Genomic DNA, 12,399 nt, shown 5'->3' with positions numbered 1-12,399 from the left:
CCGACATGTGTGGAATAGCCGGCTGGGTGGACTTCAGCCGCGACGTGAGCCAGGAACAGGACATCCTGGAGGCGCTCACGCGGACGATGGCCTGCCGCGGCCCGGACGCCGAGGGCATGTGGAGCGACCGGCACGCGGCGCTCGGCCACCGCAGGCTGTCCATCATCGACCTCGACGGCGGCCGCCAGCCCATGGTCGCCGAGGAGGACGGCCGCGCGCTGGCCTGCCTGACGTACAGCGGTGAGGTGTACAACTTCCAGGAGCTGCGCCAGGAACTGGTCGCCCGCGGCCACAGGTTCCGCACCAGGAGCGACACCGAGGTGGTCCTTCGCGGCTACCTGGAGTGGGGCGAGGGCCTGGTGGACCGGCTCAACGGCATGTACGCCTTCGCCGTGTGGGACGCCCGGGAGCAGACCCTGCTGCTGATCCGCGACCGCATGGGCGTCAAGCCGCTCTACTACTTCCCCACCCCGAACGGCGTCGTCTTCGGCTCCGAGCCCAAGGCGATCCTCGCCCACCCGGAGGTGCCCCGTCGGGTGAGCGCCGAAGGCCTGCGCGAGATCCTGGAGATGGTGAAGACCCCTGAGCACGGCGTCTTCTCCGGCATGTACGAGGTGCGCCCCGGTCAGCTCGTGCGCCTGACCCGGACAGGGCTGACCAAGCGGGTGTACTGGGCGCTGGAGGCCCGGGAGCACACCGACGACCTCGACACCACGATCGCCACCGTCCGCGGCCTCCTGGACGACATCGTCACCCGCCAGACCATCGCGGACGTGCCGCTGTGTTCGCTGCTCTCCGGCGGCCTGGACTCCTCGGCCATCACCGCGCTCGCGCACCAGAAGCTGGCCGCCCGCGGCGAGGGCCCGGTGCGTTCCTTCTCGGTCGACTTCGCCGACCACGGGGGGAACTTCGTCGCCGACCCGGTGCGCGGCACCTCCGACGCGCCGTTCGTGCGGGACCTGGTCGGCCACATCGGCGCCGAGCACAGCGAGGTGCTCATCGACAGCGCCGAGCTCGCCGACCCGCAGCTGCGGGCGAAGGTCCTGCGCGCCCTCGACCTGCCGCCGGCCTACTGGGGCGACATGTGGCCGTCGCTGTACCGGCTGTTCCAGTCCGTCCGCGCCCGGTCGACCGTCGCCCTGTCCGGGGAGTCGGCGGACGAGGTGTTCGGCGGCTACCGCTGGTTCTTCGACGAGGAGGCGGTCCAGGCCGAGACGTTCCCCTGGCTGACGTCGGCCACCGGCAAGTACTTCGACGGCAAGTCGCTGTTCGACCCCGGCCTGCTGCACAAGCTGGGCATGCCCGAGTTCCTCCGCGACAGCTACGCGCAGGCGGTGGGGGAGACCCCGGTGCTGCCGGGCGAGGACGCCACGGACCGGCGGATGCGGCAGATGAGCTACGTGAACCTGACCCGGTTCGTGCAGACCCTGCTGGACCGCAAGGACCGGATGAGCATGGCCGTCGGCCTGGAGGTGCGGGTCCCGTTCTGCGACCACCGGCTCGTGGAGTACGTGTTCAACGTGCCCTGGCGGATGAAGTCCTTCGACGGCCGTGAGAAGAGCCTGCTGCGGGCGGCGACCGAGGACCTGCTGCCGGAGTCGATCGTGCAGCGGGTCAAGAGCCCGTACCCCACCACCCAGGACCCGGCTTACGAGCGCGGCCTGCGCCAGGCGTTCGCCGCCGTCCTCGACGACGCGGATTCGCCGGTGCTGTCGCTGCTGGACCGCGCCGGGGCCCGCCGGCTGCTGGACTCGCCGCTCGGCGACACGAGTGCGCAGTACGACCGCTCGGGTCTGGAGCTGGCGCTCGGCGTCAACGACTGGCTGGCCGCGTACGACGTCACGCTGGACCTCTGACCGGGCGGCGGGCCGGGGCTTCCTGCCGGGCGGGGCTTCCTGCCGGGCGGGCCGGGGTCGGGGCGGTGCCGTTCAGTCGGTGCCGGCCTCGGCCCCGGCCGGGCCTTCGCCCGGCCCTCGGCCGGGGAGGGCCGGGCGGCCGTTTCCGCGGTCGCCGGCGGAGCCGTAGCCGTCCCGCGTGGCGGAGCCGAGCAGGTGGCCGAGGAGGCCGGGGTAGCGCTGCTCCAGGTCGGCCGTGCGCAGCGAGTTGAAGCAGCGCGTTCCCTCGGAGCGGACCCAGAGCAGCCCGGACTCCCGGAGGATCTTCAGGTGGTGGGTCATCGTCGACTTGGCGATGTCACCGCCGAGTTCACCGGCCGTGTGTTCCCTGCCGTCGGACAGGGCCAGCACGATGCCCAGCCTGGTCGCGTCGCTCAACGCGAAGAGGACGGCGGGCAGCCGGATGTCCTTGGGGTCCGGGTGGAAGTAGCGGCGCACACGCCAAGAATCGCACATCCGATCAAGGACGGGTCAGGATGGCCGAAAACCGACTCCGGGCTTGCGACGGGGCCGCGCCCTCGCACTATGTATCTATGTACCGCGACTATCAAACATTGGGGCGCCAGTGAAACTCGTCTACCTCCTCGGACTCGGAGCCTTCGCGCTCGGTCTCGACGCCTACGTCACGGCCGGGCTGCTGCCCGTCATCGCGGACGACTTCCACGCCTCCGTGTCGGCCGCGGGGCAGATGGTCACCGCCTTCACCCTCGCCTACGCCATCGCCTCGCCGATCTTCGCCACCCTGCTGTCCGCGTCGCGGGTCCGCCTCGGCCTGCTCGGCTCCCTCGCGGTCTTCTCCCTCGCGAACGCCGGCAGCGCGATCGCCGGTTCGCTCGGCCTGCTGCTGGTCGCCCGGGCCTTCGCCGGTGTCGGCGCCGGTCTCTACCTCGCGCTCGCCGCCTCGGCCGCCGCGTCCCTCGTCGACGAGCGGCGCCGGGGCCGCGCCCTGGCCGTGATCATGGGCGGGATGAGCTCCGGCACCGTGATCGGCGTGCCGCTCGGTGTCTTCATCGCCCAGCACTCCGGCTGGCGCACCACGCTGTGGCTGGTGACCGCCATCGGCCTGGTCTCCTTCGCCGGACTCGCCCTGCGGCTGCCCGTCCTGCCGGCCACCGCCTCGGTGACCCTGCGTCAGCGCGCCCAGGTGGTGACCGACCCCCGGGTCGCCTCCATCGTCGGCGTGTCGTTCCTGGCCGCCGTCGCCAGCCTCGGCCTCTACACCTACCTCGCGCCCGTCATGGGGAGCGGGACCATGGGGAGCGTCGACGACATCACTCCGTACCTGTGGGCCTGGGGCATCGGCGGCGTCATCGGCAGCTTCCTCATCGGCCCGCTGGTGGACCGGGTCCGGCGCCCGTACTCGCTGGTCGTCGGCATCCTCGTCCTGCTCACCGTCTCCCTCGCCCTGCTGCGCCCCGCCGCGGCGGTCACCCCGCTGCTCGCCCTGCTGCCCATCGCCGTGTGGGGAGCGGTGGGCTGGGCGCTCCAGGTCCCGCAGCAGAACGACCTGCTCCTGGCCCGGGGTGAGCGTGGCGGCCCCGTCGCCGTCGCGCTGAACGAGTCCGCCCTCTACCTCGGCAGTGCGGTGGGCTCCGGCCTCGGCGGCATCGCCTTCTCGCTCGGCTGGAACGGCGCCCTCCTCCCGCTGTTCGCCGCGGGAGCCGCCCTGCTCGGCCTGATCCTCCAGCTCACCGGCGTCCGCGCGGCGCAGCGCCGGTCGCCCGAAGCGCCGGCGCAGGCCGCGCCCGTGACAGCCGACGCCGCCGGCTGACGTCCCGGGGCCGGCGGTCCCGCGCACCCGCGCGGGACCGCCCTTGTCCGGTGGCGGGTGCTCAGGCTTCGGTCAGCACGCCTTCCTCGAGACCGTCGAGGACGAACCCGTTCTCGAAGCGCACCCGGTACCTCGTCCCGCCACCGCCGGCGCCGGCGCCGAACGCTCCCTGCCCGATGAGCCGCTGGCGGGCGTCATCGAGCAGGCCGGCCGCGAACGCGTCGAGCCGGACGCCGCGGGTCTGCCGGTCGAAGCTCGCGAGCATGTCCGAGGAGACGCCGCCGGCCTCCGGTGTGGAGCCCGTGACGATGCCCGCCAGGCCTCCGGCCAGGGACAGCGACCCGGGGAAGCCGGTCCCGGCCCCCGTGCCGCCCGCGGTGACCTGCACATCCCTGGTCAGCTTCACCTTCGCGCCGATCTCGTACGGCATCCGTGGTACCCCCTCGTTTCGACCTGGGCCGTGCCCGGGCCAGCGTAGTCGGGACGCCGGGGCGGGAACGGGTGTTCGGCGAGATCAGGAGCCCGCGACCTGCCGGGCAGGGGCGAAACCGTCCGGGGCCGGCGGCAGTGCGACGTTCTCACCGCCACCTGACAAAATCCCTTCCGGGGCAGCACGAAGGAGGGGTGTCGTTGCGCAGGGTGCCGCCGGAGATGTTCCGATTCACGACCGCGGAGAAGTCCGAACTCTACGGTGCGATCCTCCAGGCCTTCGGCGCGGCCAACGAGCGGCTGGAGACCGCGCTCGGGCTGGACGACGTCCGCGCCCGGCTGCGGACGGTCGGCTGGCTCGACGCGATCCACGACGACGACCTGCAGGAGGCCCTGCGGAGGCTCCGGGAGTGGCAGCTGCTGGACGTCGTGCAGAACCATGCGGAGAACTACCGCACCGCCGAGGAGTACGAACGCCGCAACCTCCAGTACTCGCTGACCCGGCGCGGTGAGGCCGCGTTCGCCGGGGTCGAGCACGCCCTGTCCGTGCTCGCCTCGACCGGTGCGCTCCAGACGGCGGTGCTGGAGGCGATCACGGACCGGCTCGACGAGCTGTACGTCCTGCTGGGAGGCTCCACGTCCTCGGACCGGCGGGTCTTCAGCACGCTGCAGGAGCTGGAGGGCCACCTGGAAGCGCTGCTGGCCAACACCAAGGCGTTCAACGGCGAGCTGCAGCGCCTGCTGCGCGCCGAGGGAGCGGACCTGGTGACCTTCCGGGAGGTGAAGGCCGCGACGGTCGCCTACCTTCAGGAGTTCCTCGTCAACCTCGACCAGCGGGGGCAGACGGTGGCCTCCGCCGTGGAACGGGTCGAAGGGTGGGGGGTGAACCTGCTGCACGAGCGGGCGCTGCGGGGCGCCGAACTGCCGCCGCTCGCCGACGGCGATCCCGCGCCGGCCTGGCTGGAGCGGCGCCGGGCACGCTGGGAGGGGCTGCAGGCCTGGTTCCGGCCGGTGGACGGGTCACGACCACGAGTGGAACAGCTGCACGACGTGGCGCGCCGTGCGATCGTGACGCTCCTGCAGGTCCTCGACCGGATCACCGAGTCACGGCGCCGTTCCTCCAGCGCCGTCCAGGACTTCCGGGAACTGGCCCGCTGGTTCGCCGCGGCGCCCACCGAGGACGACCTGCACCGCCTCTGGTCGACCGCCTTCGGACTCGGCCCCGCCCGTCACGCCCATCTTGCGCATCCCGACCCCGAGTTGGTGCCTTCATCGGGGAGCTGGGCCGAGGCCCCGCCGGTGGAGGTGTCGGCCCTGCTGCGCACCAGCGGCCGCACCGAGCGGTTCACCCGCACCGGGAAGGTGCGCGACATCGGCGGGATCAAGGCGGCCCGCGCCGAGCGGGCCCGGAAGGAACGCGCCGAACTCGAAGCGGCCTGGGACGTCCTGATCACCGACGGCCCGGTGCGGCTCTCCGGCTTCGGCATGCTGGAGCACACCGTCTTCGAGCGACTGCTCGACCTCCTCGGCCGGGCACTGGCCGCACGGCCGGACTCCGGCGGGGCGCGCCGGGCGGTCACCTCCGACGGCCGGGTCGAGGTCGTCCTCCGACCGCTACCCGACGGTGGGCGGGCCGTCCTGCGGACGCCTCGGGGGAGGCTGGAGGGGCCTGACCACCTGGTGGAGATCCACAGCGCGGGCAGTGCGCGGGAACCCGCCGGACGGGAGGCCGGATGAGCACCCTCGCGAACCAGCTGGTCCTGGCCGAGCGGCAGGACGTCGCCCGGGGCATCAGGCTGCTCCTCGGCCGACCGCTGATCACCGAGCGGGGCGACCCGCCCGCCTTCGAGCTGATCCGTCGCCGGCAGGACCCGTTGACGAAGTGGTTCGACTACCACTGCGGCTGGCAACTGGTGGTGGAGCCACGCCTGGGCTACGCGCGCCTGCTCAAGATCCGGACCGTCCCCGACGCCTCGCGCCCCGCCCGCCGGCTGCGGTCCGGCAAGGCTCCGTTCGACCGCCGCCGCTACACCCTGCTGTGCGTCGTCGCGGCCGAACTGCTCCCGGTCCCGGTGACGACGGTCGGCCTGCTCGCCGACCGCGTCGTCCAGGCCTGTGCCACCGACGAGGCGCTGCCACCCTTCGACACGGCGAGCAAGTCCGAGCGCATGGCCTTCGTGGACGTCCTCAAGCTGTTGGAGTCCTACGGCGCGCTCCTCACCGTGGACGGCGCCACGGAGAGCTTCGTCGACTCGGCGAAGGCCAAGGTGCTCTACCGGGTGGACGCCACCGTACTGATGCGCCTGCTCGCGACGCCCGTCGGACCGTCCCGACTGGCCGCCCCGGCGGAGGACGTACCGCTGCGCTTCGAGGAGCTCCTGCGGGGCACCGCGCACGAGAGCCGGTACGGCGGCGCCGACGCCTCGGACGCACAGCGCAACCTCCGGCTCCGGCACTCGGTGCTGCGACGGCTCTTCGACGATCCCGTCCTCCACCACGACGAGCTCCGCGCCGACGAACTGGCCTACCTCACCTCGCCCACCGGGCGCCAGATCGTCCGGCGCGCCGCGGAGCAGGGCGGCTTCGTGCTGGAGGAACGGGCCGACGGCCTCCTGCTCGTCGACCCGGACGGGATCGCCACCGACAGCCGCTTCCCGGACGACTCCGCGACGGCCCGGGTCGCCGCCCTGCTCCTGCTGGAACCGCTGACGGCTGCTCCGAGCGGGCTGACGCCGGAACAGCTCACCGCCGAGGCGAGCGAACTCCTTCGGCGCTTCCCCCAGTGGGCGAGGAGCTACCAGTCGGAGGACGGCGCCCAGCGCCTCACGGCCGACGCCGTTCGCGTCCTCGGCGACTTCGGTCTGGCCCGCCGGATCGGCGAGCGCACCGTACCCCGGCCGGCGGCGTTCCGGTACCGGACCACCGCGACCGACGGCCCCGCAACCTGACCAGGGAAAGACTTCCGATGACCGTGACACGAGTTCCGCAGCCCTCCGCGTCCCGAACGGTGCCCGGGGCGACACGGTGGCAGCCCTCCAGGGCGGGAATCCTCAACGTCTGGCGCTACTACGACGAGACCTTCACCTTCCACGAGGGCCGCCTGCTCCTGCGGGGGCAGAACGGCACCGGCAAGTCCAAGGCGCTGGAGGTGCTCCTGCCGTTCCTGCTCGACGCCAGCCTGCGCCCCAACCGGCTGTCCACCTTCGGCGGCTCCGAGCGCACCATGCACTGGAACCTGATGGGCGAAGGCACCTCGGGCAAGACCCGGGTCGGATACGTGTGGCTGGAGTTCGTCCGCGCCGACGGCGACGGCGACTCAGGCCCCGGTTGGTTCACCTGCGGTGCCCGACTCCAGGCCAGCGTGCATACCACCGGTGTCACCGCCGACTACTTCACCACCGGCGCGCGGATCGACCGGCCCGGCGGTCTCTCCCTGGCCAACGAAGCGGGCCAGCCGCTCACCCGCGCCGCCCTGGCCGAAGCGCTGAACGGCCGGGGCGAGCTGCACGGATCACCGAGCGACTACCGCACCGCGGTCCGGACCACGCTCTTCCCTGGGCTGAACGAGCAGCGCTACGACGCCCTGATCACCGCCCTGCTCCAGCTCCGCACCCCCAAGCTCTCCGAGCGCCTGGACCCGTCGCTGCTGTCCTCCCTGCTCTCCCGGGCCCTGCCCCCGCTCGGCCAGGGCGAGATCACCGAACTGGCCGAGGGTTTCGAACGCCTCGACCGCCAGCGCGAACACCTGAAGACCCTGGACGACGAAGTGGCCGCGGCCACCGCCGTCGCGAACCAGCAACGCGGCTACGCCCAGCGTGTCCTGCGCGCCGGGGCGGCCGCGCTCATCTCCGCGACGACCGAGATGGACAACCAGACCCGCATCGCCCGGGAGAGCGAGGAGCAGCACGACGAAGCGCTGCGTCAGCGCGACGAGAGCAGGGGAGCGAAGCAGGAGCTCGAACACCGGAGACAGGAGACCGAAGGCGCCGTCGAGGGGCTCCTCGACTCCGAGGTCTACCGGCAGGGCCAGGAGCTCGACCAGCTCCGGCGCAGGGCCGACGACGCCGTCGGGACCGCCGCCCGCACCCGCGCCACCGCCGACCGGAAGGTCCGCACGGCAGCCGAGGACACCGAACGCGCCGACGACGCGCGGCTGCGCTGCGAGCAGCGGGCCGAACACACCCGCGCCGCACAGGAGGACGTACGAGGCGCGGCACGACGGGCCGCCATGGAGTCCGTCTGCGCCGAGGTGCAGACGGTGCTGGGCACCGCACCGGGCCGCCCCGGCGACACGGGGGAGCAGGGGCGTACGGCACGCCGCCTACTGCGCGGCGCGGTCGCCTCGCGGCAGGGACAGATCGCCCAGGTCCGCGCCGCCGTCGAGCGCCACGAGCGTTCCGTCGCGGACCGGACGACCGCGGAGCACCACCTCGACACGGTGCGCGAGCGGCTGGCCGAGGTGACCGCCAGGCGCGACGGGAACGCGCGCGCCTACCAGGCCGCCGTCGACGCCCAGGCCGGCCTGCTCCGCCGGTGGGCGGCGGCCGACTGCACCGAACTGCGCATCGAGGACGCCGAGGAACTCGCCTCCCGTGCCGCCGTCGAGACCGAGGTCATCGCGCTGGTGGAGGCCGCCGCCCGTGCGGCGGAGAGCGCCGTCACGGCCGAGGAGACGACCGCCCGGGCCAGCCGGGACGACGCCCGCGCCCGGCGTGACCGGCTGGCCGAGGAGCTGGAGCGCACCGCGGCCGCGGTCGATCTTCCACCCGTCCCCCCACGGACCCGCACCACCGACCGCTCGGTCCTGCCGGGTGCGCCGCTGTGGCGCGTGCTGGCGTTCCGACCGGAGGTGCCGGCCGCCGACCAGGCCGGCATCGAAGCGGCCCTGGAAGCGGCCGGCCTGCTGGACGCCTGGATGACCCCCGACGGCGGCGTCGCCGTCGTCGGCCACGACACCCTGGCCGACCCGGCAGCGGCCGTTCCCGCCCCAGGCCCCTCACTGCTCGACGTCCTGTCCCCGGAACCCGACGGCCCGGTTCCGGTCGATCGGGTACGGCGGCTGCTCGCCGGCATCGCCTACGGCCCCACGCTCCCCGCGGGCCACCCGGCCGCCGTGGCGGCGGACGGAAGCTGGCGGCTGGCGACGGCGGTCGGCTCCTGGACCAAGGAGGAATCCAGCCACATCGGAGCCGCCGCCCGGGAACGTGCCAGACAGCGGCGGATCGCCGCGCTCACCGCCGAACTGGCCGACGCCAACGCCGACGTGACCGGTTTCGACACGCAGCTGAGCGCCCTCGCCGACCGCCGGACGCGCCTCGGTGCGGACCTCCGCTCCCGGCCGCACCACCGGGAGGTGGACCGGGCCAGACGCGGCTGGGAGCAGTCCGAGTCCGAGGTGGGCGCCCGCGAGGACACCGTCCGCGAGGCCGTCCGACAGCTCGCGCGGCAGGAGGACGCGGTGGCGGCCGCGCTGCGCGCACTCGCCGTCGCATCGGCCGAGCACGCCCTGCCGACCGAACGCGCCGCGCTGGACGCGACCGCCACGGCGGTCGACGCGCTGCGCGACCAGGCCGACGTGTGGCTCGACTCCCACCTCGCCTGGGCGGCCGCCCGGCACGCCTGGGACACCGCCCGCGGCCACGCCGAGGTGTCCCAGGGCGCGGCGACCGAGAGCCTGGACGAAGCCGAGGCCGCCGAGGCCGCCGCCCGCGCGCTCCGATCCGCGCTCCAGGCCGTCGAGACCTCCGTCGGTGAGGACTACCGCCAAGTGGCAGGCAGGATCAGCGACTTGCGGGCGTCCCTCGACCGGACCCGCCGTGAGATCGACGCCGCCACCCGGGCACTCCTCGCCCTCGAAGGCCGCATCGGCTCGCTGAGCGCCACCATGGCCCAGGACCTGGCGCGACGCGATGCCGCCGTGGCGGCCCGCAACGAGGCAGCCCGCGGCTTCCGGCGGCTCTGCGTCCTCGGATTCCCCGAGGACGCGGGCATCGACCTGGTCCTCACCTCCGAGGACGGCACCCGCGCCACGCTCGAAGCGGCACGCGTGACCGCCGCCGCGTGGCCGAACCTGCCGCACGGCACCAGGAACCTCGGCGACGCGCTCAACCGTCTCTCCGAAGCCGTCCACCGGGCCCGCCAGAGCCTCAGCAGCCGTGCTGACCTCGAACTCGAGGCCGAGGAGGACATCCACGTCCTCACCGCCACCGTCGAGGGCATCCGGGTCGGCGCGGCCGGCCTCCTCACCATCCTCACCGCTGACCGTGACCGCAGCCAGGACGACATCACCGCTGCCGAACGCGGCCTCTTCGACCGGACCCTCACCGGCGACACCCGCCGCCACCTGGCCTCCCGCATCCGCCAGGCCGGTGAACTCGTCGAGCGGATGAACGGCCACCTCGAGCGGGTCCGCACCGCCTCGCGAGTGGCCGTGCGCCTGGTGTGGCAGATCCACCCCGACCTGCCCGCCGGCACCCGGACGGCCCGTGAACTGCTGCTCAAGGACCCGGCGCGGATCACCGAAGCCGACCGGGAGGCCCTGCACGCCTTCTTCCGGGGGCGCATCGAGGAGGCCAAGAGCCGTAACACCGCCGCCACGTGGGAGGAGCAGCTCGCCGAGGTCCTCGACTACACGGCCTGGCACCAGTTCGTCGTGAAGCTGGACCGCGCCAACGGCTCGGGGTGGCAACTGCTCACCAAGAAGCTCCACGGCGCGCTGTCGGGCGGCGAGAAGGCCATCGCACTCCACCTGCCGCTCTTCGCCGCCGTCGCCGCCCACTACGAGGCGGTGCCGGACTCCCCGCGGCTGATCCTGCTCGACGAGGTCTTCGTCGGAGTCGACACCGTCAACCGCGGTCAGGTCTTCGCCCTCCTCGCGGCGCTCGACCTCGACCTGGTCCTCACCTCCGACCACGAGTGGTGCACCTACCGGGAACTCTCCGGCATCGCCGTCCACCAGCTGATCACCGGAGGCGACGGCGACGACGCCGTCACCAGCGCCCGCTTCACCTGGACGGGCACCGACCTGCTGCCCGACGAGGCCAGCCCGGAAGAGCCGGCATGACGGACCGCCACCCCCTCGACCTGCCCGAGCTCCGGCCCCTCTGGTCAGCCGTCCACGACCGCCTCTCGACCGGCCGTCCCGTCAGCCGGGTGCGGTCCGGGCCGCTCGACGACGTCGGCCGGGAGGCATTGGCGGACCTCCTCGGACTCGACCGGCTCCCCGGTGCCGAACCGACGATCCCCCTCGCCGGACTCGACGGTGCCGTGCTGGACGTCTGCGGCCAGCCCGTCCGGGACGTGGTGACCGCGATCCTCGGCCCGATCCATGACCGGGCCGCCGAGCGGGAACGCAGGACCGGCCAACGCGACGCCGTGTGGGGCTGGTTGGCCGGCCACGACGTGGTCACAGCCCAGCCCGTGCTGCTCGAATGGGTCGGCCACCTGCGGACCAACGGCCTCGTGGACGGCTCGCCCGAACGGACCCGGGGCCTGCTGACCGCCGCGCTGACCGTCCTCGCGGCGCTCCCGGCCGATGGCGAGCCCCTACCCGTCCTCGCCGCCCGCCTCCTCGACGGCGACTCCCACGCCCTCGACGACGGGACCCGGCTCTCCGCTCTCGTCCTGCGTGCGCTGGCCGTGCTGTACGGAACCGCCGTGCCCGAAGCCGCCGAGGGACGGCGCGCACTCTGGAGCCGAGCCGGTGTGGCGGACGACGAACTGTCCGCCACCGTGCTCGCCGTCGGTCTGCGCCCGGGGGGAGGAGGCCCGGTCGCCGGGATCTCCCGGATCTGCGCCGCGTCCGGCCACCCCGTCAGCCTCACCCTCGCCCAATTGCGCTCACCCGGCGGATTCAGCGGGCCCGTGGGAGCGGTGCACATCACCGAGAACCCCAGTGTGCTCGCCCTCGCCCTACGGCGTTTCGGGCACCGGTGCCCGCCGCTCGTCTGCACGTCCGGCTGGCCCAACACCGCCGTGATCCACCTGTTGCGCCGACTCGCCGACGACGGCGCCTCCCTGCGCTACCACGGTGACTTCGACGGCGAGGGCGTCCGCATCGCGGCCCACGTCCTCGCCAAGACCGGAGCCGTTCCCTGGCGCATGGGGGCCGACGACTACCTGGCCGCCGCGACAAGGGTTCCCGTGGGCCCCGACCCGGGGCGCCTCACGCCCGCACCGTGGGACCCGGCCCTCGTCGACTCGATGGCCGCACTGCGCAGAGCAGTGGTCGAGGAGATGGTCGCCGACCTCCTCCTCGACGATCTGGCGGACCACCGCCACGGTTAGGGCCTGTCCGGCAAGGAT

The 12,399-nt window shown here is 73.4% G+C and carries 8 protein-coding genes; 6 read left to right on the top strand and 2 right to left on the bottom strand.

Features of this window, described 5'->3' with window-relative positions:
* Positions 1–5 precede the first annotated feature (5 nt).
* Complete coding sequence (asnB, locus tag ABZ449_RS25910) at positions 6–1,856, top strand: asparagine synthase (glutamine-hydrolyzing) (protein WP_360350335.1); 1,851 nt, start codon at positions 6–8, stop codon at positions 1,854–1,856.
* Between the two features lie 72 nt (positions 1,857–1,928).
* Here the strand turns inward: asnB and ABZ449_RS25905 are convergent, their stop codons facing one another.
* Positions 1,929–2,333 (bottom strand): metalloregulator ArsR/SmtB family transcription factor, encoded by a 405-nt coding sequence (locus tag ABZ449_RS25905; protein WP_360350332.1) that lies wholly within the window; start codon positions 2,331–2,333, stop codon positions 1,929–1,931.
* 127 nt (positions 2,334–2,460) lie between these two features.
* Between ABZ449_RS25905 and ABZ449_RS25900 the strand changes: the two genes are divergently transcribed.
* Positions 2,461–3,666, top strand: a complete 1,206-nt coding sequence (locus ABZ449_RS25900) for an MFS transporter (RefSeq protein ID WP_360350329.1) — start codon at positions 2,461–2,463, stop codon at positions 3,664–3,666.
* 61 nt (positions 3,667–3,727) lie between these two features.
* On the opposite strand, the gene ABZ449_RS25895 is transcribed toward ABZ449_RS25900, so the two are convergent.
* A complete protein-coding gene (locus ABZ449_RS25895) occupies positions 3,728–4,096 on the bottom strand; it encodes a hypothetical protein (protein WP_360350326.1) in 369 nt (122 codons plus the stop codon).
* Between the two features lie 221 nt (positions 4,097–4,317).
* Here ABZ449_RS25895 and ABZ449_RS25890 point away from each other — a divergent pair, with 221 nt between their 5' ends.
* The 4 genes from ABZ449_RS25890 to ABZ449_RS25875 are packed head-to-tail and all read left to right on the top strand — an operon-like array spanning position 4,318 to position 12,381.
* Positions 4,318–5,832, top strand: a complete 1,515-nt coding sequence (locus ABZ449_RS25890) for a TIGR02677 family protein (RefSeq protein WP_360350323.1) — start codon at positions 4,318–4,320, stop codon at positions 5,830–5,832.
* Positions 5,829–7,043: a TIGR02678 family protein gene (locus ABZ449_RS25885; RefSeq protein WP_360350320.1), complete on the top strand. Its 1,215-nt coding sequence runs from the start codon at positions 5,829–5,831 to the stop codon at positions 7,041–7,043. Before ABZ449_RS25890 ends, ABZ449_RS25885 begins: the two co-directional genes overlap by 4 nt.
* 17 nt (positions 7,044–7,060) lie before the next feature.
* The gene (locus ABZ449_RS25880; RefSeq protein WP_360350317.1) at positions 7,061–11,158 is read left to right on the top strand and encodes a TIGR02680 family protein; all 4,098 of its coding nucleotides are present in this window, start codon (positions 7,061–7,063) and stop codon (positions 11,156–11,158) included.
* Complete coding sequence (locus ABZ449_RS25875) at positions 11,155–12,381, top strand: TIGR02679 family protein (RefSeq protein ID WP_360350314.1); 1,227 nt, start codon at positions 11,155–11,157, stop codon at positions 12,379–12,381. Before ABZ449_RS25880 ends, ABZ449_RS25875 begins: the two co-directional genes overlap by 4 nt.
* Positions 12,382–12,399 lie beyond the last annotated feature (18 nt).

It is taken from the genome of Kitasatospora sp. NPDC005856, from assembly GCF_040629945.1.
Lineage (GTDB): Bacteria > Actinomycetota > Actinomycetes > Streptomycetales > Streptomycetaceae > Kitasatospora.
This window is presented reverse-complemented; position numbering and strand designations above follow the sequence as displayed.